Below are 20,779 nucleotides of genomic sequence, written 5' to 3' on the forward strand. Positions count from 1 at the left end.
ATTCCCGCAAAGGGAATTTCCGACGGGGGCTCGGGGCCCGGGGCTCGGGGCTCGGGCACGCCCATGTGGGGCTCGCTCAGGGGGGATCGCAGGCCGGGTGGCCGGAGTCCGGGCCGTCGCAGAGGAAGTAGCCCGTCCAGCGGTAGGTGCTGTCGGGCACAGTGCCCGCGCCTCGTGCCCAGGTGGCCACCTGTTTGCCGTTGGAGAAGGTCAAGCCGCCCTGCCCGGCCTCCGGTTCGCGTTCCAGCAGGGTGGCAAGGCCATGGAGAAAGGACGCCCGGTCCGTGCGCTTCTTCCAGGACGCGATGACCTTGTCCGGTGTGGCAGCCGAGAGGCCCGTGCCGTCGAACCCCCCGCGGTCCATGGCGACTTCCATGGGGCGGAAGTTGCCCTCGCACGCGGCGTCGTGCACCTCGTCGATGGACACCTCGTGGCGTTGGGTGCCATCCCCCATGTCGAAGGTCGAGTGGGCCTTGCCGCAGTCCAGGCCCTTGCCGTCGGGCAGGAGCCAGAAGGTCAGGCCCGCGATGGCGGCGAGGACCAGGGTGGCGGCGGCGAGCGTGCGCCGCCGTCCGCCGAGGCGCCGGGTTTCGGCCGCGGAGCCGGTCTCGTCCGTCTCCGGGGGTTCCTGGCGGGAAGCGCGGTTGCGGGCTATGGAGATATGGGCGCCGCGGTCGCGGTTCAGCTGCTGGGGGCGCGGGCGGTTCTTGCGCATCAGGGCGCGGTCCACGCGGTCGTACAGATCCGCCATGGTGAGCAGTTCCGGCGCGTCCGGGTCGCCCTCTTCGAGCAGGGCGATCAACTCGCCGGTGAAGGCCGGGTACCGCTCCCCACGGGGCGCCAGGGCCTGTCTGGTGGCGTGCGAGGCGGCGAGTACCGAGGTGCCCTCGACGTCGGCCAGCCGGATCGCGTCGGCATCGGCGGACAGGTGTCCGCGCAGGGCGGTGCCGCTGAAGCAGCAGTCGAGGATGACGACCTTACGGCGGACACGGGTGGCGCTCAGCAGGATCTCGCGCAGGTCGTCGTACTTCACCGCGGTGAACGACTTGTCCTTCGTCGTCTCCGGTACGGCCAGGTGTAAGTCACCGCTGAGCGGATAGAGCAGGCCGTGGCCCGCGTAGTAGACGACGAGCGTGTCCGTGGCCTCGGCGGCCGCGCGGTGGACGGCTTCCAGCATGCTGTCGCGCGTCGGCTGCGAGACGATCGCGCAATGGTCCTCGGGGAGGCCCCACACCTCGGGATCCCGGAACAGCTCGGCCAGCCGCCGGCAGCCGACGGCCACCGACGGGCGGTCGTCCAGATGCCGCTGCCGGTCCCGTGCGGCGGCTCCACCGCGGGTGAAGGCGTGGGCCTCGATGAGGACCGCCCGGGACGCGGAGGGGTCGGAGAGCCGTCCTGCCGTGGCGTCTGCGGTGTGGGAACGCCGTGTCATGCCGGGTCTTCCGGGCCGTCGGGGCCCTCGGGGCCCTCGGGGGACTCCAGTTGCCGGAGGAGGCGGCGGATCGTCTCCGGGTCGCTGCTCTCGACGCGCAGGGAGACGCCATCGCGTTCGACCCGGGTGTCTGCGCCGCGCGCCCGTGCGTCACGCCACGTGGCCACGGCGACCAACAGGTTGCCGAGGGCGGTGAGATTCGAGACGACGATGGAGATGATCTCGAGGCCGCCCAATGTGTCGGCGTGGTCACCCTCGTCCACCAGCGCCAGCTCCGCGGCGTCCGCGGCATCGGGATCCTCGGTCAGCCAGCGGTAGAGGTCGAGTACGCCGGGAGCCCCTTCAGCGGCATCGACTCGAAGGCGGAACTGCACGGCACCACTCCCCCGGTGTGATCCTGTGGTGGGCGCCGATCGTAGCGCTCCGCCCCGCTACGGGACGGGCGGGGCGGGCGGGAGGTGCGAGGGCGGGCGTGGGTTCCCGCCCCGGCCTTTCGATCGGGGGCGGGCCGTACCCTTCCCCCATGCTCATCGCACATCGCGTGAGCACAGGGGATGGGTGTGGATCGGCGCCGGAGTCATCGCTCTGGGCGCCTACGGATTCGTGGTACGTGCTCAGGCGGTGACCGACGGCCGGCTGTAGCCGTCCTTGCCCTTACGGTCGCCGTGGTCGTCCTGCTTGCCCTGCTTGCCGTGGTCACCGTGGTCGTCGTCCCGCTCCTGCTCCGTGCCGAGGACGCAGCCGGTGTCGGGGTCGATGAAGACGGTCGTGATGGTGTGGTCGCACTCGACCTCCACGACCCACACCTTCTTGCCCTCGTGCTGGTGCGGGCCCTTGTGCTCGTCCTTCTTGTGCTCGTCCTTGTGCTGACCGTCGTGGCGCTCGTCCTTACGGTCGTCCTTGCGGTCTTCCTTGCGCTCGTCCTTGTGGTGCGGGTCGTCCTCGGGGCAGTCCTCCAGCTCGGCGCTGATGGCCCGGCCGCCGACCTCGCACTCGGCGATCTCGATCGCCTCGTCGATCGTCACCGGGTCGTTCTTCTTCTGGTCCTGGTGCCGCTCCTTGTTCTCCTTCTGCTGCTTGTGCTCCTCCTGCTGCTTGTGCTGCTGCTGCTGTTGCTTGTGCTCCTCGCCGTAGCGCGCGGCCTGGTCGTCCTGGTGGACGGGAGCCATGATGGGCCGCACCGCGCCGCGGTCCTGCGTCTCCTCACCGGACTGGGCCGCCTCGTACGGCTGCGCAGCCTGCTCGGGCTGCGCAGCCTGCTCGGGCTGCGCGGCCTGCTCGGGCTGCGCGGCCTGCTGCGGCTGGGCGGCCTGCTCGGGCTGCGCGGCCTGCTGCGGCTGGGCGGCCTGCTCGGGGCGCGCGATGCTGCGCCCCTGGATGCCTTGCCAGAACTTCCCGGGGAAGTAGCGGCTGGCGTCCTGACGCCCGTGGTCGTCGCGCTGGCCCTTCTCCTCCTGGCGGTCGTCGTCCTTACGGCCGTCGTTCATCTTCTCGTCGTCGCGGCCGCTGTCCTCGTGCTTGCCGCTTTCCTCGTGCTCGCCGTTCTCCTCGTGCTTGCCGTTCTCTTCGCGCTTGCCGCTGTCCTCGTGCTCGCCGTTCTCCTCGTACCGCCCGCCCTCGTCCCGGCGGTCGTCGGAGTCCTTCTGACCGTGGTCCTCGCGGTGACCGTTCGAGTCCGTGTAGTCGTTGTCCTTACGGTCGTTGTCCTTCTGACCGTGGTCCTCGTGACGGCCGTCGTTGTCCTTCTGGCCGTGGTCCTCGTCGTGGCCGTTGGAGTCCTTGTGCCCGTTGTCCTCGTGGCGGCCGTTCTGGTCCTTGTTGCCGTTCTCGTCGTGGCGGCCGTTCTCGTGGTGACCCTTGTTCTCGTCGTGCGCCCGGTCCTGGGGGCAGTGGTTGCTCGACGACGAGTGCTGCGGGTCGGGAGTGCTGCCCGAGGCCCAGGCGGTTCCCGGAGCACCAGTGACCAGGGCGGCGGCCGCGATGGCGCCCGCTGAGGCCACGCCCCAACGTCTGAAGGAACGACGAGACCGCTGAAGGAATCTGCTCTGCTGGGACATTACGTGAATTCACTCCTTGGGCATGGGTGCTCCAATACCGGCGCTGTGCCGGACGCAGTGCACCCTTCCCCGAGCCCAAGAGCCCCTAGCGGATTCCTATCTTCAGTCCCCCGGTTGGACGTAAACCAGGCCGTCATATCCTGCATATGGATCATGCGCACGCACCACCGTTTGCGCCACGTCGCCACAGTCGCCTCAGGAGGCCCGATGACCACCCGTACCGCAGTCATCACCGGCGCGAGCAGCGGGATCGGAGCCGCGACCGCGCGCCGTCTGGCGGCCGCCGGATTCCGCGTCGTCCTCGCCGCCCGCCGTAAGGAGCGCGTGGACGCGCTCGCCGCCGAGCTGACCGAGGCGGGGCACGAGGCGGAGGCGTACGTCCTGGACGTCACCGACCGTGCCGCCGTGGAGTCCTTCGCCGCCGGTCTGGACCGCTGCGACGTCCTGGTGAACAACGCGGGCGGTGCGGTCGGCGCCGAGACCGTGGCCTCCGCCGACCCGGCCGACTGGCGGGCGATGTACGAGGTCAACGTCGTGGGCGTGGTCCAGGTGACCCAGGCGCTGCTGCCCGCCCTCATCGCCTCCGGCGACGGCACGATCGTCGTGATGTCCTCCACGGCGGGCCATGTGGCCTACGAGGGCGGCGGCGGGTACGTGGCGGCCAAGCACGGCGCCCACGCCATCGCGGCCACCCTGCGGCTGGAACTGTGCGGTGAGCCGGTGCGGGTGATCGAGATCGCCCCGGGCATGGTCAAGACGGACGAGTTCGCGGTGAACCGCTACCGCGGCGACGAGGCCCAGGCCGCGGCCGTCTACGAGGGCGTGGCCGAGCCGCTGACCGCCGACGATGTGGCCGACACGGTCGAGTGGGCGGTCACCCGCCCCTCGCATGTGAACATCGACATGATGGTCATCCGCCCGCGCGCCCAGGCCGCCCAGCACAAGGTCCACCGCGAGCGCTGAGCCTGCCCTCGTAGCCCGCCTGCCCTCGTAGCCCGCCCGGCCTCCCCGCCTCCGTAGACGGCCACCGCGGGGCCCCACCGCCCCGTGGACGGGCCGGGGCCGCCCCGTAGACCGGCCGGGCGGCCTCCACCGCCCCAAGCTCCTCCGTCCGCGCGACCCGCCCCCGTCCCGGCCCCCGCCCGTTCGTTCCCCCGTCCGGCCCAGTGCGTATGCGCCGTCCCGGGGGCTCTCCGATGCTGGAGCGGGGCCGAGCACCTCGCGGTGGAGCGGAGGCGTCATGAGGGTTGTCGTTGATCTCAACCGGTGCCAGGGCTATGCGCAGTGCGCCTTCCTGGCGCCGGACGTCTTCGCGATGCACGGTGAGGAAGCGCTGCTGTACGACGCCCAGCCCGACGACATACGGCGCGTGGACGTGCTGCGGGCGGTGGCCGCGTGTCCGGTCAGGGCCATCACCGTCGAGGGCGCGGGCGGGAAGTGGACGGCGGACCGGGTGGGTGTCCCCCATGGCGCTTGACGGTTCCCTGGAGCGGCTCCGGCGCGAGGGCCATATCGTCGTCGTGGGTGCCTCCCTGGCGGGGCTGCGGGCCGCCGAGACGCTGCGGACGGAGGGCTTCACCGGCGCCCTCACTCTGATCGGCGACGAGCCGTACGGGCCGTATGACCGTCCGCCGCTGTCCAAGCAGGTCCTGCTCGGCCGGGTGCCGCCGGACCATACGGACCTCCCCCGGCACTGCGCGATCGACGCGCGGTGGCGGCTGGGAGTCGCCGCGAGCGGGCTGGACCTGGCGGCCAAGCGGGTGGCTCTCGCCGATGGCACATCGGTGGAGTACGACCGGCTGCTGATCGCCACCGGGGTGCGCTCGCGCCCGTGGCCGAACGAGCTGGAGGCATGCCTGGACGGCGTCTTCGTGTTGCGGACGAGGGACGACGCCGCCCGGTTGGACCACCGGCTGAAGGCGGGCCCCAGCCGGGTGCTGGTGATCGGCGCCGGTTTCACCGGCTCGGAGATCGCCTCGGTCTGCCGAGAGCGGGACCTGCCCGTCACGGTCGCCGAGCGCGGCGCGACCCCCCTGGTGGGCGCCCTGGGCAGCGTGATCGGCGAAGTGGCCGCCCGGCTTCAGCACCAGCACGGCGTCGACCTGCGCTGCGGTGTGATGGTCACCGGGCTCGAGGGCGACAGCGCGGGCAGGCTGCGGCGCGCCCACTTCTCCGACGGCGGCACGGTGGAGGCGGAGGTGGCCGTCGTCGCCCTGGGGGCGACGCGCAACACCGAATGGCTCGCGGGCTCCGGACTGGCCGCGGGGCCGCGCGGGATCGCCTGCGACGCGGGCTGCCGGGCCTTCGACATACGGGGCATCGTCGCGGACGACGTCTTCGTGGCGGGAGACGTGGCCCGCTCCCCGCACCCCCTGTTCGGCTACCAGTTCCTGTCCCTGGAGCACTGGGGCAACGCGGTCGCGCAGGCCGAGGTCGCGGCGCACAACATGATCAGCCCCGGTGAGCGGCGCCGCCCGCACCTGTGGACGCCGTACTTCTGGTCGGCCCAGTTCGGCGTCAACATCAAGTCCGTCGGGGTCCCGAACATGGCCGACCACATCCTCATCAGCCAGGGGTCCCTGGACGAACCCCGTTTCACCGCGGCCTACGGCTACCAGGGCCGCGTCATCGCCGCCGTCTCCTTCGACCAGGCCAAATGGCTGGAGTTCTACCAGCGGCAGATCGAGCAGGCCGCGCCCTTCCCGCTGCCGTTCACCACCGTCGACCGGCGGCCCGAGGGCATGCGGCCGGTGCCGGCCGGTTTCCCCGACCCCTCGGTCCCCACCCACGGCCCCGAGGTCACCGTCAGCGGCCACTCCCCGACCGACCAGCGCGTCACGTTCACCCCCGCCTGACCAGCGGTCACGTTCACCCCGCCTGACAGCGCGTCACCCTCACCCCTGCCTGACGCGGGCACCACCGGCACCGCACCCGGAAGGAATCCACCATGACGTCGGTCGCACTCCTGGGCCAGATCCTCGACCACGCCAACCGCGCCGACCCCTACCCGCTGTACGCCGAGCTCCGCGGGACCCCCGTGGTGCGGGACGAGTCCGGCCCCTACCTGGTCAGCACCTACTGGGAGATCCGCAGCCTGCTCCACGACCCCCGGGTCAGCTCCGACGTCCGCAATCTCGCTCCCGAGGCGAGAACCGTCCCCAGCACCGACGACCCCGAGCTGCCCCCGAGCTTCATCCGGATCGACCCGCCCGACCACGACCGGGTGCGCCGGCTGATCATGCGGACGTACGGCCCGCCGCACACCCCCCGGCGGGTCTACGACCTGCGCGGCGAGATCGGCGGAATCGTCTCCGCACTCATCGACGGCTTCCAGGGGCGGGACCGGATCGACCTGGTCGAGGACTTCTCGTACCCCTTCCCGGTCACCGTGATCTGCCGTCTGCTCGGCGTTCCGCAGGAGGACGAGCAGCGCTTCCACGGCTGGGCCGACACCGTCGCCACCGCCATCGAACCGCCCGTCGGCACGCCCGAGGAGCAGCAGGCCCACTGGCGGGCCGTCCGGGAGGCCCGGCGCCAGCTGGCCACCTATCTCTCCGGCCTGATCGACCAGCGCCGCCGCGCGCCCCGGGACGACATGATCTCCGCCCTCACCATGGACCGCGGGGCCGACGAGAGCCCGATGTCCCTGCCCGAGATGCTCAGCAATCTGACGCTGCTGCTGATCGCGGGCCACGAGACGACCGTCAACCTGATCACCAACGGGATGCTCACGCTGCTGCGCCACCCGGACGCCCTCAAGCAGCTGCGCGAGGACCCGGATCTGATCTTCCCGCTCGTGGAGGAGCTGCTGCGCTTCGAACCGCCCGTGCAGTTGCTGCCCGAGCGCACCACGCTGGACGACATCGAGATCGCCGGTACCACCATCCCCAAGGGCGCCTCGCTGTGGCTCGTCCCGGCCTCGGGCAACCGGGACCCCCAGCGCTTCCCCGAGCCCGACCGCTTCATCCCCGACCGCCCGGACAACCAGCACTTCGGCTTCGGCAGCGGCATCCACAACTGCATCGGCTCCCCCCTCGCCCGCCTCGAGGCGCAGACCGCCCTGACCGAACTCGTCCGCCGGCTGGACAACCCCCGCTTGGTCGAGGACCCGCCCCCTTACCGCCGCAACGCCGTCCTCAGGGGCCCCCAACACCTGTCCATCGCCTACGACGGCCTCAGGCGGTAGCGGGCCCGCACGGAAGCACACGGCCCCCGAACCGCCACCGGTCCGGGGGCCATAGCCCTTGCGCGGCCCTGCGCCCCAACCCTTCACACGGCCCTGGGCTTCAGCCCTTCACACGACCCCGGGACTCAGCCCTTCACACACACGACCTGCTTGAGCCTCGCCACCACCTCGACGAGGTCCCGCTGCTGGTCGATGACCTTCTCGATCGGCTTGTACGCCCCGGGGATCTCGTCGACGACGCCGGAGTCCTTACGGCACTCCACGCCCCGCGTCTGCTCCTCCAGATCCCGGGTCGAGAAGCGCTTCTTCGCCGCGTTACGGCTCATCTTCCGGCCCGCGCCGTGCGAGGCCGAGTTGAACGACGCCTCGTTCCCCAGACCGCGCACGATGTACGAACCGGTGCCCATCGAGCCCGGGATGATCCCGTAGTCCCCGCTGCCGGCGCGGATGGCGCCCTTACGGGTCACGAGAAGGTCCATGTGCTCGTAGCGCTCTTCACTGACATAGTTGTGGTGGCAACTGATCACCGGCTCGAAGACCGGGCGTGCCTTCGTGAACTCCTTGCGCACCACGTCCTGGAAGAGCGCCATCATGATCGCGCGGTTGTACTTCGCGTACTCCTGCGCCCAGAACAGATCGTGCCGGTACGCCGCCATCTGCGGGGTGTCCGCGATGAAGACGGCCAGGTCGCGGTCGACCAGATCCTGGTTGTGCGGCAGCTTCCGGGCCTCGCCGATGTGGTACTCGGCCAGCTCCTTGCCGATGTTGCGGGAGCCGGAGTGCAGCATCAGCCAGACCGAACCCTCGTCATCGAGACAGAACTCGATGAAGTGGTTACCGGACCCGAGCGAACCCATCTGCTTGACGGCCCGCTCCTGGCGGAACTTGACCGCTTCGGCCACGCCCCCGAACCGGCTCCAGAAGTCGTCCCAGCCCCCGGTGGGGAACGCGTGCAGCCGCCCCGGGTCCACCGGGTCGTCGTGCATTCCGCGCCCCACCGGGATCGCCTGCTCGATCTTGGACCGCAGCCGCGAGAGATCCCCCGGAAGGTCGTTCGCGGTCAGCGACGTCTTGACCGCCGACATCCCGCAGCCGATGTCCACACCGACCGCGGCCGGGCACACCGCGCCCTGCATCGCGATCACCGAGCCGACCGTGGCACCCTTCCCGTAATGCACATCCGGCATCACGGCGAGGCCCTTGATCCAGGGCAGCGTGGCCACATTGCGCAGCTGTTCCATGGCCACGCCCTCGACCGTCGAAGGGTCGGTCCACATCCGGATCGGCACCCGAGCGCCGGGCACCTCGACATACGACATGATGTACTCATTCCCCCGTAAAAGACAGAAAACGCAAAAGCCGGGCCGATACCCCATAGGTAGCGGGCGACCGACAGGCACGGCAGTGCGTGCGATAGACATTGTCTCCAGCCACCGCCCGCGGGCGGCAAGGAGTTTTCCGTCGCTCGAAGGGACACGGACAGTGCAGCCAGCGCAGCGAAGGGCGTACGAACGGCGGCCCACCCCCGCCGTCGCCGTGCTCATCACCGTGCTCGCCGCCGCGGGGCTCGGCGGATGCACCGGCTCCGATTCAACGCCCGGCCCGGACGACGGCGCCTCCGGCGACTCCGGGACGGCCGTCTCGGCCGAGCCCGGCCGCTACCGCACCCTGCCCGAGGCATGCGGCGCGGTCAGCCGTAAGAACCTCCAGGCGCTGCTGCCCGGCGCCGAGCAGGACGACAAGGTGTACGAGGGCCAGGCGGCCGTGACGTACGACATAGACCGGCGGGACGGCTGCCGCTGGAAGGTGGAGACCCCGAGCGGCACGCGCTATCTCACGATCGACTTCCAGCGCGTGGTCTCGTACGACCCCTCGGTCAGCGATGACGACCGGGCTCAGGAGACCTACGAGGAGAAGGCCACGGCCGCCCATATCCCGGACGCCACGAGCAGCCCCTCGACGCCCTCCGCCAGTTCGTCGCGGAGCGAGAGCGGCGGCGCGAGCGATAGCGGCAGCTCCTCCGCCTCCCCCGGCTCGAGCTCCGATGAGCCCGGTAAGGGCGACAACAGCAACAAGAGCGGCAAAGGCGGCAAGACGGATAGTGGAGACAAAGGCACCGGTACCCCCTCCTCGGGGGCCGATGCGAGTGGCGGAAGTGACGAAAGTGACACCGCCTCGGCCGACACCGCCCCGCGCCGGCTGGACGACCTCGGTGACGACGCCTTTCTCAACGACCAACTGATCACCAAGGACTCGGGTATCCACCGCGACATCACGGTCGTGTTCCGGTCCTCGAATGTGATTGCCACCATTGAGTACGACCAGTGGACGACCGACAAGAAGCACATTCCCAGCAGCCAGGAACTCCAGGAAAAAGCCCAGGACTTGGCCGATGAACTGACCGGTCGCCTCAACGAATAACGGGTCCTCGCCACACCCCCGCGAGCGCCCCGCCCACCCTCCGCGGAGACTTCGGAAATTGGGACGCCCGCGCGTCGGCCGCGTACCGTGCCGACTAATGACGCGGGCGGCACGTCCGCCCATCGACAGAGAATGAGCGAAGGACCCATGCACCGTTCAGCCCCGCGACTCGCCCGAATACTCGCCTGCGCGACCGTACCGGTGGTGCTCGTCGCCGGCTGCTCCTCCGGCTCGGATAAGTCGGACAAGCCGGACGACAAAAAGGCGGAGGGCTCGGCGAGACCCGGCTCACCCAGTACGTCACCCACCGTCGAGGCGGCGAAGTTCAGCAAACTGCCCGATGTCTGCACCACGCTCTCCGGGAAGACGATCGACGATCTCGTTCCCAAGGCGCAGAGCAAGAAGGGCAAGGCCCTCCCCTCGGCCGACACCAACACCTCGGCCAGCTGCCTGTGGAGCGGCCTCGACGGGTTCGACTACCGCTCGCTGACCGTCTCCCTCAAGCTGTTCCGCTCCGACCCGGGGCTCGGCTCCGGCGACCGGCGCGCCGGGGAGTACGCCGCCCAGCAGGCGAGCCGGGCCGCCACCGCCGGCAAGGTGACCGACCCCAAGACCGAGAAGGTCGCGGGCATCGGCGACGAGGCGACCACGGTCAGCGCCAAGCAGAAGAAGGACGGCGACGACTTCCGCGACCAGACGGTGGTGACCCGCACCGCCAATGTCGTCATCACCCTCCAGTACGACGGCGCGGGCTATGAGACCGCCAAGGCCCCGGACGCGGCCGCACTGCTCAAGGACGCCAAGTCCGCCGCCAAGGAGGCCGTCGGTGCCATCGCGAAGGGCACGTCGAGCGGCGTCTGACCGACCGACACGACCCCTTCCCGCCCGCGCACCTTGACGTGTATGCGACGCTGTGGCGGCTGTTGTTGAGGACGGGGAGGGGTCGCGGGTGGCCGCGATGCAACTGACACGGATGCACCGAATACTGGCCGGCGTGGTCGTCACCGGAGCGGTGGTGATCGCGGGGATCGGCTTCGCCGGTTCCTACGCCGCGGTGCGCGATCTCGCCCTCGACAAGGGCTTCGGCAGGTTCGCCAATGTCTTCCCGATCGGTATCGACGCGGGGATCGTGGTCCTGCTCGCACTGGATCTGCTGCTCACCTGGATCCGCATTCCCTTCCCGCTGCTGCGCCAGACCGCCTGGCTGCTGACCGCGGCCACCATCGCCTTCAACGGCGCGGCCGCCTGGCCGGACCCGGTCGGCGTCGGCATGCACGCCGTGATCCCGATCCTCTTCGTCGTCTCCGTCGAGGCCGCCCGGCACGCGGTCGGCCGGATCGCCGACATCACCGCCGACCGGCACATGGAGTCGGTCCGCATCACCCGCTGGCTGCTCGCGCCGATTCCCACCTTCCGGCTGTGGCGCCGGATGAAGCTGTGGGAGCTGCGCAGCTACGAGGAGGTCATCAGGCTGGAGCAGGACCGGCTGGTCTACCAGGCCCGGCTGCGGGCCCGCTACGGACGCGCCTGGCGCCGCAAGGCCCCCGTGGAGTCGCTGATGCCGCTGCGGCTGGCGCGGTACGGGGTGCCGCTGGCGGACACCGCACCGGCCGGGCTCGCGGCGGCCGGTCTCGACCCGGCCACGGTGTCGGCCACCGCGCTCCCTCCGGGCCGGACGGACCGGGCGGGCGAGCCGGGGGCGCAGAGCACGCCCCCGGAGGCCCAGCCGGGCCCGTACGGCCCGCCCGGGGCCCTGGCCGGTGGGGGCCCACAGCAGCACCCGGAACAGCCCCAGACGCAGGAGCTGCCGCTCTCACTGCCCCTGCCGGTGTACCAGCAGCCCGGCGGGCAGCAGGGCCATGACGGGCGGAACGCCGTGCCCTTCGACCCGGCCGCCACCCACCCGGCGCCGGTCGAGCAGCAGGTACAGCAACCCCAGCAGCTCCAGGAACCACAGCAGCCGCAGCAGCTCCAGCCGGAGTACCAGCAGGTCCCGGGCCAGGCGGCGCAGCCCGAGCAGCTGCCTCAGCAGCCGCAGCCGCAACAGGCACAGCCCCAGCTCCAACAGCCCCAGCTGACCGTGCCCGTCGGGCCCGGCGGCCGGGTGCGGCCGCTCGGCGGCGAGGGCCTGGGCAGCCAGCAGGGCGTGTACGTACCGGAGCAGCGCGAGCCCGAGCGGTACGCGTACGAGGAGCAGCCGGGGCAGCCGATGAACCAGCTGCCGGACGATGTGCCGCGCGAGGAGGTCTACTACGCGACCTTCCGCCAGTTCCTCGCCGACCACAGCCGGTACCCCTCCGCGTACCAGTTCGGGCAGCGGCTGCGGGAGACGTACGGCGTGAGCGACCTCAGCAACAGCGAGCTGGCCGCGTACGTGGACGACTTCAAGGAGCGCGTCCGCCTGGAGCGCGAGGCCATCCCGTAACGCCGAGGGCGCCGGGCGGGGGCCGTGAGGCCACCCGCCCGGCGCCCGGGAGCGGAGAGCGGCTGATACGAGCGGAGCGCTCAGGCCGCGAGCAGCTTGCGCACCCGGTCCGCCCCCACCGCCAGCAGCAGCGTGGGCAGCCGCGGGCCGGTGTCCCGCCCGACCAGCAGGGTGTAGAGCAGCGCGAAGAAGGACCGCTGGGCGACCTTCAGCTCCGGTGTCGGCTTGGCCTCCGGCGGCAGCCCCGCCTGGATCTTGGGCACCCCGTAGACCAGCGTGGTGAGACCGTCCAGCGACCAGTGGTCGTCCAGGCGGTCGAGCAGCAGCCGCAGCGACTCCCGCTCGGTGTCGCCCAGCGCGGCCAGCCGCTCGGTGTCCGGCTCGTCCCGCACGCGGGTGCGCTGGTCGGCCGGGACCTGGGTGGTGATCCAGCGCTCGGCCTTGTCGAGCCGGGGCCGGGTCTCCTCCAGGGACTTCACCGGGTTCTCGGGGTCGAGGTCGCTGAGGATGCGCAGCGTCTGCTCGTCATGGCCGGTGGTGATGTCCACCACCGAGGCCAGCGTGCGGTACGGCAGCGGGCGCGGGGTGCTCGGCAGCTCGCCCGAGGCGGTGCGGGTCGCGCGGCTGTACGCGGCCGCGTCGGCGGGCTGGGCCGTGGACTCGGTGATCTTGCGCTCCAGCGCGTCCCACTCGTCGTAGGTCCGTTGGATCTCCTGGTCGAAGGCGATCTTGAAGGACTGGTTGGGCCGACGCCGGGCGTACAGCCAGCGCAGCAGCGGCGCCTCCATGATCTCCAGGGCGTCGGCCGGGGTGGGCACACCGCCCTTGGAGGAGGACATCTTGGCCATGCCGCTGATGCCCACGAAGGCGTACATCGGGCCGATGGGCTGCTCCCCGCCGAAGACCTCGCGGACGATCTGGCCGCCGACCACGAAGGACGAGCCCGGCGAGGAGTGGTCGACGCCCGAGGGCTCGAAGATCACGCCCTCGTAGGCCCAGCGCATCGGCCAGTCGACCTTCCAGACCAGCTTGCCGTGGTTGTGCTCGCTCAAGCGGACGGTCTCGCCATGGCCGCACACACAGGTGTAGACCAGCTCGGTGGTCTCGTCGTCGTACGAGGTCACCGTGGTCAGATCGCGCTCGCAGACCGAGCAGTACGGCTTGTACGGGTAGTAGCCCCCGGCGCCCGCGCTGCCGTCGTCCTCGGCGGCCGCGCCCGAGCCCTCGGCGGCGGCCAGCTCGGCCTCGTCGACCGGCTTCTGCTGCTGCTTGGCCGGCTTCTTCGCGGCGGCCTTTTCCTTGGTGCGGTACCGGTCGAGGACGGCGTCGATCTCCCGGCGGTGGCGCATCGCGTGCAGGATCTGCTCGCGGTACGCCCCCGAGGTGTACATCTCCGTCTGGCTGATGGGGTGGAACTCGATGCCCATCTCCCGCAGCGCCTCGGCCATCGGCGCCTTGAAGTGCTCCGCCCAGTTCGCATACGGCGATCCGGGCGGGGCCGGGACCGAGGTGAGCGGCTTGCCGATGTGCTCGGACCAGGAGGGGTCGATCCCGGCCGGAACCTTGCGGTACCGGTCGTAATCGTCCCAGGACAGGATGTGAACGCATTCATAGCCCCGGCGCCGGATCTCGTCGGCGACCAGGTGCGGGGTCATGACCTCGCGCAGATTGCCGAGGTGGATCGGGCCGGACGGGCTGAGGCCCGAGGCGCAGACGACAGGTTTGCCCGGGGCGCGGCGCTCCGCCTCGGCAATGACCTCGTCGGCGAATCGGGAGACCCAGTCGGTCTCGGTGCTCTGAGCCACGGTCGGCACTTCCTTCCTAGCGGTCATGGCACCGCCCATTGTCCCAGACGGAACGGACCCCTCCGGAGTTACCCACAGGGTCGGCCCTGAGGTGCCCACCGCGCCTCCCGGTGGCCCCGGGTTATCCACAGGCCGGGGAAATCGCTGGACCCGCCGTGAAATACTGGGTTGGCCCATACCACCACTATCGGAATGGCACCTCATCCATGGCATCGGTCCCTTCTCTCGCCGCTACAGTCCATCAGCGCGTCGCGGACGCCCTCTCGGCTGCCCTGCCGGAGGCCGGCTCCGCGGACCCGCTGCTGCGACGAAGCGACCGGGCCGATTTCCAGGCCAACGGAATGCTGGCGCTGGCCAAGAAGCTCAAGGGAAACCCCCGTGAGCTGGCCTCCAAGGTCGTCTCGCACCTTCCGGTCGCCGCCACCTCGGCCGACCCCGATCCGGTGATCGAGGACATCGAGGTCTCCGGCCCCGGCTTCCTCAACATCACGATCGCCGACTCCGCGATCACCGCGACGCTCGCCGCCCGCGCGGCCGACGACCGCCTGGGTGTGCCGCGCGCGGATTCGCCCGGCACCACCGTGATCGACTACGCCCAGCCCAATGTGGCCAAGGAGATGCACGTCGGCCATCTGCGCTCGGCCGTGATCGGCGACGCGGTGGTGCGGATCCTGGAGTTCGCGGGCGAGCAGGTGGTCCGCCGCCACCACATCGGCGACTGGGGCACCCAGTTCGGCATGCTCATCCAGTATCTGATCGAGCACCCGCATGAGCTGGACCACAAGGACGCCGCCTCCGGCCAGGAGGCCATGTCCAACCTCAACCGGCTCTACAAGGCCGCGCGGGCGCTCTTCGACTCCGACGAGGAGTTCAAGGAGCGGTCCCGGCGGCGGGTGGTCGATCTCCAGGCGGGCGACGAGGAAACCATCGCCCTGTGGCGGAAGTTCGTCGACGAGTCGAAGATCTACTTCTACTCGGTCTTCGACAAGCTGGACATCGAGATCCACGACCCCGATGTGGTCGGCGAGTCGGGTTACAACGACATGCTGGCCGAGACCTGCCGGCTGCTGGAGGAGTCCGGCGTCGCCGTCCGCTCCGAGGGCGCGCTGTGCGTCTTCTTCGACGACGTCAAGGGCCCCGAGGGCAAGCCGGTGCCGCTGATCGTCCAGAAGTCCGACGGCGGCTTCGGCTATGCGGCCACCGACCTCTCCGCGATCCGTGACCGGGTGCAGCACCTGAAGGCCGACACCCTGCTGTATGTGGTGGACGCCCGTCAGTCGCTGCACTTCAAGATGGTCTTCGAGACCGCCCGCCGGATCGGCTGGCTCAATGATCAGGTGCACGCCGTCCAGCTCGCCTTCGGCACGGTCCTGGGCAAGGACGGCAAGCCGTTCAAGACCCGCGCGGGCGAGACGGTGCGGCTCGAGGACCTGCTGGACGAGGCCACCGAGCGGGCCGCGGCCGTGGTCCGGGAGAAGAGCGAGAAGCTGGGCCTCACGGAGGAGGAGATCCTCGAGCGCGGCGCCCAGGTCGGCATCGGCGCGGTGAAGTACGCGGATCTGTCCACCTCCGCATCGCGCGACTACAAGTTCGACCTCGACCAGATGGTCTCGCTCAACGGCGACACCTCGGTCTACCTCCAGTACGCGTACGCCCGGATCCAGTCGATCCTGCGCCGCGCCGGGGAGGGGCAGCGGCCGCTGGCCCACCCCGAGCTTCGGCTGGCCCCGGCCGAGCGGGCGCTGGGCCTGCACCTCGACCAGTTCGGGGAGACGCTGCGCGAGGTGGCCGCCGGGTTCGAGCCGCACAAACTGGCCGGGTATCTCTACCAGCTGGCCTCGCTCTACACGACCTTCTACGACCAGTGCCCGGTCCTGAAGGCGGAGGGCGGCCCGGCCCAGGTGGAGAACCGCCTCTTCCTGTGCGACATCACGGCGCGGACGCTGCGGCAGGGCATGACCCTGCTGGGCATCCGCACCCCCGAGCGCCTCTGAGCCCGCTGAAGCGCGCGGTGCCCCGCCCCGGCAAGAGAGGGCGGGGCACCGCGCGTTCTCAGGACCCCTGTGCGTCCATCACTGTGCGTCCGTCAGGACCCCTGTGCGTCCATCACGACGGCTGTGCGCCCCTCAGGACCACCGCGTGTCCATCGGCGGATCGGCGGCTCTTCGCGTTCATGACCGGCAGAGCACATCGCGCTCCGGCCGCTCACCGGTCAGCAGGAAGGCGGTCACCTTCCGGTCCGCACAGGCGCTGCCGTTGTTCTCCACATAGGCCGCGCCATGCCCCATCGCGTCCACGCTGACCATCCGGGCCCGGTCCCCATAAGCGTGCCGTAGATTGAGCGCCCCGCTGTACGGGGTGGCCACATCCCGCTTGTTCTGCACCAGCAGTACGTTCGACGGCCCCTGATCGGTGATCCGCACCGGCTTGTCCCGCGGCTTGTCATGCCAGAACGAGCACGGTGTGACGTTCACCGGCATGCCCGCCGTCAGCGGGTGGCTCTTACGGCTGGCGGCGACGTCCCGCGCGTAGTCGGGCAGGGAGGTGGGCCACTCCACGTCGTTGCAGATGGTCGCGAGGGACACGGCCATGGCGTCCTGAGGGGGCTCGGACGGTGCCTCGCCGGGCGCCTTGCCCGCGTCCGCGTCGACGATCAGCCTGGCCAGGCCCTCGAAGTCGTCCCGGGAGTAGAGGGCGTTCAGCACGCTCTGGCGCAGCGCGTTGCCGTTCAGCTCGGGCGGGTTGGCGCCGGGCCACGGCAGCGGCTTCGCGTCCAGCCGGGCGGCGAGGTCCAGGACCCTCGCGCGCACCCCGTCGGGGGTCCGGGCGAGCCGGACGGGGCTGTCGGGGTCGGAGGCCCAGGCGGCGAAGTCGGGGAAGGTGTCCTCGACGCCGACCGCGTAGTTCGCCAGCCAGCCGCGCTCCACCCGCTCGGGGTTCGGGTCGTCATTGCTGTCCAGCACCCAGCGGTCGGTGTGCTCGGGGAAGAGCTGCGCGTAGACGGAGCCCACATACGTCCCGTAGGAGACGCCCCAGGCGGAGAGCTTCCGCTCGCCGAGCGCCCGGCGGACGCTGTCGATGTCCCGGGCCTCGTTGACGGTGCTGATGGTGCGCAGCAGCTCGCCGCCGTTGCGGGCGCAGGTGTCGGCCATGCGGCGGCCGGTGGCGATGTTCGCCGTGATGTCGCCGCCGGGGGCGGGCCACGGGCGGGAGGCGAGCAGCGACAGATCGGCGGCGTCCAGATCGCAGCCGGTGTGCGTGGACCGCCCCATGCCGCGCGGGTCGAAGCTGACGATGTCGTACGCGTCCCGCACCGGCTTCGGCAGCCGCTTGCCGAGTGTGGTGGGCCGGTCAAGACCCGGCGATCCGGGGCCGCCCGGGATCAGCAGCAGGGTGCCCCGGCGGGCCTGCGGCCGCTCGCTGGGGATGCGGGAGACGGCGAGCGAGATCCGCTTCCCGCCGGGGTCGCGGTAGTCCTGCGGTACCTTCAGCACGGCGCATTCCTGGCGGGGGTCGAGCCCGGTGCCCGCACAGGGCCCCCAGTCGAGGGCGGTGGCGGTCGGATCGGCGGGCGGTCCCGGTGTCGCGTCCGCGGACGCGACACCGAGGAGGGATGCGGTGGCGGCGGTGGCGAGGGCCAGCGCTGCGGTTCTGCCGGTCGTCGGTCTCATGGGGAACAAGCCTGGTCGAACCGGTATCCCCGGCCCATCCGGGCAACCGGCCGACCCGTCCGGGGGATAACCCCCCGACGGCCCGTCAGGCGTACGGGCACGCACGTGGCATTCACGACACATTTCCCGGACCTGGACAACCTCTCCCCGTCCCGGCCCGTCCAACCCCGTGAATCACCTGTCATCTACAGACCATTGGGGGCTCGACATGCGACGGTGGGGGACCGCGCTCGCGGCGATGGCGCTCGCGGGCGGTGCGCTGGCGGCGACGGCGGGGACGGCGGGGGCCGTCACACCGACGGCGGCCAAGGCGGCGACCGCCTGTGAGACCGGCTGGGGCAGCGGCGAGAAGACGGCCGCTCCGGCGGGGCACGCGCCGCTGGAGAACATCAGGACCGGGCGGCACGCGTGCTACGACCGCATCGTGTTCGACGTTAAGGGCGCCACGGCCGCCGATCGCGTCGGCTACCGCGTGGAGTACGTGGACGCCCTGCACCAGGACGGCTCGGGCGAGGAGATCCCGGTCAGCGGCGGGGCGATCCTGGACATCCATGTGTCCGCGCCCAGCTACGACCCGGGGACCGGCGGGGAGTCGTATCCCGGGCGGGCGCGCAAGCCGCTGCCGGGGGTGGACATCGACGGCTACCAGACCTTCCGGGACACCCGCTTCGGCGCCAGCTTCGAGGGTGAGACCCAGGTCGGCCTCGGGGTGCGCGCACGGCTGCCGTTCCGGGTCTTCCAGACGGACGGGCATGTCGTGGTGGATGTGGCGCACTCGTGGAACGCGGTGCGCTGAGCGGGCCGGAGCCACGGCGAAGGGCCTGCCCCGCGAACCCGATGAGGTGCGCGGGGCAGGCCCTTCATATGCGGCGAGCCCGCCGCGTACGGCTACTTGGTGAAGCCGTAGTTCATCAGCTTCTTCGCGTCCGCGGTGCGGTTGTCCACCGAGGAGGAGGCGAGGACGGTGCCGATGACCGTCTTCCCGTCCCGGGTGGCGGCGAAGACCAGGCAGTACTTGGCCTCGGGGCCCGAGCCGGTCTTGACGCCGATGGTGCCCGAGTAGCTGCCCAGCAGGCTGTTGGTGTTGGTCCACGACATGTAGCGGTAGCCACCGCTCTTCGTGGTCACCTTCTGCTTGGTCGACTTCGTCTTCACGACCGTGCGGAACGTGGAGTACTTCATCGCGCTGCTGGCGAGCTTGGTCAGATCGCGCGGCGTCGAGTAGTTGGCGCCGTGCCCGATGCCGTCGAACGAGTCGAAGTGGGTGTTCGTCAGTCCGAGGGACTTGGCGGTGGTGTTCATCTTGCCGATGAACGACTTGACCCGCGCCGCCCGGGTGGAACCGGTGCCGAACTTGTCCGCCAGCGCGTACGCCGCGTCACAGCCGGACGGGAGCATCAGCCCGTACAGCAGCTGGCGGACGGTGACCTTGTCGCCGACGATCAGCTTGGCCGAGGAGGCCCAGTTGTTGTCGACGATGTAGTCGCTGTACGCCTTCTGGACCGTGACCTTGGCGTCCAGGTTGAGGTTCGGCTGTGCGAGCACCACCCGAGCGGTCATGATCTTGGTGGTGGAGCCGGTGGAACGGCGGGTGTCAGCGGCCTTGGTGAACAGGCTCTTCCCGGTGCCGTTGTTCATCACGTACCCGCCCTGGGCGGTGATCGTGGGAGTAGCGGTCGTCGCGGCCTGCGCGGAGGCGGTGAACGCCCCCGCCGTCAGCACGGCTCCAGCGGTGATCGCGACCGCGGATACGCGACGAAGTCCCTTCATGCCGGTTTTCAACGTGAATATCTCCAAATGCCCCTGGCCGGCGGCCGCATCACAGGGCCGCTCCCTGATCAGACATACGAGAGGGCCCGATGGATGTGCTCTCTGCCGAGATTTCCCGCGAATTCCCCCGCGCGGGCATCCGGGGGCCGCCCACTCGGCGGCGCCGGCGCCCCGTCCGCGCATCCGTATCCCGTGAATCCCGCGCCCGTAAATCCCGCGCCTTTACGTTCGGTATCCCCGTAAGTCCCCTGGTCCCGCGGTCCCGTAAGATCCCTGAAATCGCCGAAAGTGCCCGCTATGACTCCCCAGCAACTCCTCGAGCGCGCTCAGCGCCTGGCCGACGCAGGCGGCCGCCGTCTGCTCGGCATCGCCGGACCGCCCGGGGCCGGTAAGACCACCCTCGCCGAATACCTGGTCGACGCCCTCGGCGCCGACCAGGCCGTCCTGGTGCCGATGGACGGCTTCCACCTCGCCGACGCCGAGCTGCGCAGGCTCGGCCTGATCGGCCGCAAGGGCGCACCGGAGACCTTCGACCCCTACGGCTACGCCGCGCTGCTGCGGCGGCTGCGGACGCCGCGCGCCGAGGAGGTCGTCTACGCGCCGGGGTTCGACCGCGAGCTCGAACAGCCGGTCGCGGGCTCCATCCCGGTGGCGCCGGAGATCCCGCTGGTGATCACCGAGGGGAACTATCTGCTGCTGGACGAGGCGCCCTGGCTCCCGGTGCGCGAGCTGCTGGACGAGACCTGGTGGGTCGACCTGGACACCGAGGAGCGGGTGCGCCGGCTGATCGACCGCCATGAGCGGTTCGGCAAGGCGCGCGACGAGGCCGAGCGCTTCGTCCTCGCCTCCGACGAGGCCAACGCCCGGCTGGTCGCCCCCGGGCGGGCGGCCGCCGACTTCGTGGTCAGGCGCCGATGACGACCGGCGCCCTCAGCCACGGAGCCGGTGAGCCGCTCAGTCACCGACGCTCAGTCACCGACGCCGAGCCACCGACACCGAGTGACCGACACCG

17 protein-coding genes are annotated in these 20,779 nt (G+C 70.7%); 10 read left to right on the plus strand and 7 right to left on the minus strand.

Annotated features, from left to right (window positions below; translation table 11 throughout):
• Window positions 1–76: 76 nt before the first annotated feature.
• The 3 genes from NQU54_RS34870 to NQU54_RS34880 form a co-directional block, all read right to left on the minus strand.
• On the minus strand, window positions 77–1,432 hold the full coding sequence (locus NQU54_RS34870; RefSeq protein WP_257634519.1) for a caspase family protein: 1,356 nt from the start codon (window positions 1,430–1,432) through the stop codon (window positions 77–79).
• Window positions 1,429–1,806, minus strand: coding sequence for an effector-associated constant component EACC1 (locus NQU54_RS34875; RefSeq protein ID WP_257634520.1), 378 nt, complete (start codon window positions 1,804–1,806; stop codon window positions 1,429–1,431). The genes NQU54_RS34870 and NQU54_RS34875 overlap by 4 nt, the downstream gene beginning before the upstream one ends.
• A gap of 240 nt (window positions 1,807–2,046) precedes the next feature.
• A complete protein-coding gene (locus tag NQU54_RS34880) occupies window positions 2,047–3,432 on the minus strand; it encodes a hypothetical protein (RefSeq protein ID WP_257634521.1) in 1,386 nt (461 codons plus the stop codon).
• 264 nt (window positions 3,433–3,696) lie between these two features.
• On the opposite strand from NQU54_RS34880, the gene NQU54_RS34885 reads away from it, so the two are divergent.
• The 4 genes from NQU54_RS34885 (at window position 3,697) to NQU54_RS34900 (ending at window position 7,675) form a co-directional block, all read left to right on the plus strand.
• Window positions 3,697–4,452 (plus strand): SDR family NAD(P)-dependent oxidoreductase, encoded by a 756-nt coding sequence (locus NQU54_RS34885; RefSeq protein WP_257634522.1) that lies wholly within the window; start codon window positions 3,697–3,699, stop codon window positions 4,450–4,452.
• A 277-nt stretch (window positions 4,453–4,729) separates the two neighbouring features.
• Window positions 4,730–4,966, plus strand: coding sequence for a ferredoxin (locus NQU54_RS34890; protein WP_257634523.1), 237 nt, complete (start codon window positions 4,730–4,732; stop codon window positions 4,964–4,966).
• On the plus strand, window positions 4,956–6,344 hold the full coding sequence (locus NQU54_RS34895; protein ID WP_257634524.1) for an NAD(P)/FAD-dependent oxidoreductase: 1,389 nt from the start codon (window positions 4,956–4,958) through the stop codon (window positions 6,342–6,344). The genes NQU54_RS34890 and NQU54_RS34895 overlap by 11 nt, the downstream gene beginning before the upstream one ends.
• 92 nt (window positions 6,345–6,436) lie before the next feature.
• Window positions 6,437–7,675: a cytochrome P450 gene (locus NQU54_RS34900; protein WP_257634525.1), complete on the plus strand. Its 1,239-nt coding sequence runs from the start codon at window positions 6,437–6,439 to the stop codon at window positions 7,673–7,675.
• A 125-nt stretch (window positions 7,676–7,800) separates the two neighbouring features.
• On the opposite strand, the gene NQU54_RS34905 is transcribed toward NQU54_RS34900, so the two are convergent.
• Window positions 7,801–8,994: an RtcB family protein gene (locus NQU54_RS34905; protein ID WP_257634526.1), complete on the minus strand. Its 1,194-nt coding sequence runs from the start codon at window positions 8,992–8,994 to the stop codon at window positions 7,801–7,803.
• Between the two features lie 163 nt (window positions 8,995–9,157).
• Here NQU54_RS34905 and NQU54_RS34910 point away from each other — a divergent pair, with 163 nt between their 5' ends.
• From NQU54_RS34910 to NQU54_RS34920, 3 genes are all read left to right on the plus strand, one after another.
• On the plus strand, window positions 9,158–10,096 hold the full coding sequence (locus tag NQU54_RS34910; RefSeq protein WP_257634527.1) for a DUF3558 domain-containing protein: 939 nt from the start codon (window positions 9,158–9,160) through the stop codon (window positions 10,094–10,096).
• A 147-nt stretch (window positions 10,097–10,243) separates the two neighbouring features.
• Window positions 10,244–10,957, plus strand: a complete 714-nt coding sequence (locus NQU54_RS34915; RefSeq protein WP_093703358.1) for a hypothetical protein — start codon at window positions 10,244–10,246, stop codon at window positions 10,955–10,957.
• A gap of 88 nt (window positions 10,958–11,045) precedes the next feature.
• Entirely contained in the window at window positions 11,046–12,521 is a 1,476-nt protein-coding gene (locus NQU54_RS34920; protein WP_372506143.1) for a DUF2637 domain-containing protein, read from the plus strand.
• A gap of 80 nt (window positions 12,522–12,601) precedes the next feature.
• On the opposite strand, the gene lysS is transcribed toward NQU54_RS34920, so the two are convergent.
• Window positions 12,602–14,353 (minus strand): lysine--tRNA ligase, encoded by a 1,752-nt coding sequence (lysS, locus tag NQU54_RS34925; protein WP_257634529.1) that lies wholly within the window; start codon window positions 14,351–14,353, stop codon window positions 12,602–12,604.
• A gap of 179 nt (window positions 14,354–14,532) precedes the next feature.
• Between lysS and argS the strand changes: the two genes are divergently transcribed.
• Window positions 14,533–16,320, plus strand: a complete 1,788-nt coding sequence (gene argS, locus NQU54_RS34930; protein WP_174885251.1) for an arginine--tRNA ligase — start codon at window positions 14,533–14,535, stop codon at window positions 16,318–16,320.
• A gap of 177 nt (window positions 16,321–16,497) precedes the next feature.
• Here argS and NQU54_RS34935 read toward each other — a convergent pair whose 3' ends face one another.
• The gene (locus NQU54_RS34935) at window positions 16,498–17,997 is read right to left on the minus strand and encodes an alpha/beta hydrolase (protein ID WP_257634530.1); all 1,500 of its coding nucleotides are present in this window, start codon (window positions 17,995–17,997) and stop codon (window positions 16,498–16,500) included.
• A gap of 208 nt (window positions 17,998–18,205) precedes the next feature.
• Between NQU54_RS34935 and NQU54_RS34940 the strand changes: the two genes are divergently transcribed.
• Window positions 18,206–18,793: an AMIN-like domain-containing (lipo)protein gene (locus tag NQU54_RS34940; RefSeq protein WP_257634531.1), complete on the plus strand. Its 588-nt coding sequence runs from the start codon at window positions 18,206–18,208 to the stop codon at window positions 18,791–18,793.
• 92 nt (window positions 18,794–18,885) lie between these two features.
• Here NQU54_RS34940 and NQU54_RS34945 read toward each other — a convergent pair whose 3' ends face one another.
• Window positions 18,886–19,767 carry a D-alanyl-D-alanine carboxypeptidase family protein gene (locus tag NQU54_RS34945; RefSeq protein WP_257634532.1) on the minus strand — a complete coding sequence of 294 codons (882 nt, stop codon included), beginning with the start codon at window positions 19,765–19,767 and terminating at the stop codon, window positions 18,886–18,888.
• Between the two features lie 297 nt (window positions 19,768–20,064).
• On the opposite strand from NQU54_RS34945, the gene NQU54_RS34950 reads away from it, so the two are divergent.
• Window positions 20,065–20,685: a nucleoside/nucleotide kinase family protein gene (locus tag NQU54_RS34950; protein WP_257634533.1), complete on the plus strand. Its 621-nt coding sequence runs from the start codon at window positions 20,065–20,067 to the stop codon at window positions 20,683–20,685.
• The last annotated feature ends 94 nt before the right edge of the window (window positions 20,686–20,779 follow it).

The organism is Streptomyces malaysiensis subsp. samsunensis (assembly GCF_024519315.1).
Lineage (GTDB): Bacteria > Actinomycetota > Actinomycetes > Streptomycetales > Streptomycetaceae > Streptomyces > Streptomyces malaysiensis.

Bases quoted from the DNA above. Each gene is read 5' to 3' on its own strand.
- NQU54_RS34900 (WP_257634525.1), top strand. From the start codon at position 6,437: ATGACGTCGGTCGCACTCCTGGGCCAGATCCTCGACCACGCCAACCGC.
- argS (WP_174885251.1), top strand. From the start codon at position 14,533: ATGGCATCGGTCCCTTCTCTCGCCGCTACAGTCCATCAGCGCGTCGCG.
- lysS (WP_257634529.1), bottom strand. From the start codon at position 14,353: ATGACCGCTAGGAAGGAAGTGCCGACCGTGGCTCAGAGCACCGAGACC.
- NQU54_RS34895 (WP_257634524.1), top strand. From the start codon at position 4,956: ATGGCGCTTGACGGTTCCCTGGAGCGGCTCCGGCGCGAGGGCCATATC.
- NQU54_RS34945 (WP_257634532.1), bottom strand. From the start codon at position 19,767: ATGAAGGGACTTCGTCGCGTATCCGCGGTCGCGATCACCGCTGGAGCC.
- NQU54_RS34950 (WP_257634533.1), top strand. From the start codon at position 20,065: ATGACTCCCCAGCAACTCCTCGAGCGCGCTCAGCGCCTGGCCGACGCA.
- NQU54_RS34935 (WP_257634530.1), bottom strand. From the start codon at position 17,997: ATGAGACCGACGACCGGCAGAACCGCAGCGCTGGCCCTCGCCACCGCC.
- NQU54_RS34885 (WP_257634522.1), top strand. From the start codon at position 3,697: ATGACCACCCGTACCGCAGTCATCACCGGCGCGAGCAGCGGGATCGGA.
- NQU54_RS34915 (WP_093703358.1), top strand. From the start codon at position 10,244: ATGCACCGTTCAGCCCCGCGACTCGCCCGAATACTCGCCTGCGCGACC.
- NQU54_RS34940 (WP_257634531.1), top strand. From the start codon at position 18,206: ATGCGACGGTGGGGGACCGCGCTCGCGGCGATGGCGCTCGCGGGCGGT.
- NQU54_RS34870 (WP_257634519.1), bottom strand. From the start codon at position 1,432: ATGACACGGCGTTCCCACACCGCAGACGCCACGGCAGGACGGCTCTCC.
- NQU54_RS34890 (WP_257634523.1), top strand. From the start codon at position 4,730: ATGAGGGTTGTCGTTGATCTCAACCGGTGCCAGGGCTATGCGCAGTGC.
- NQU54_RS34905 (WP_257634526.1), bottom strand. From the start codon at position 8,994: ATGTCGTATGTCGAGGTGCCCGGCGCTCGGGTGCCGATCCGGATGTGG.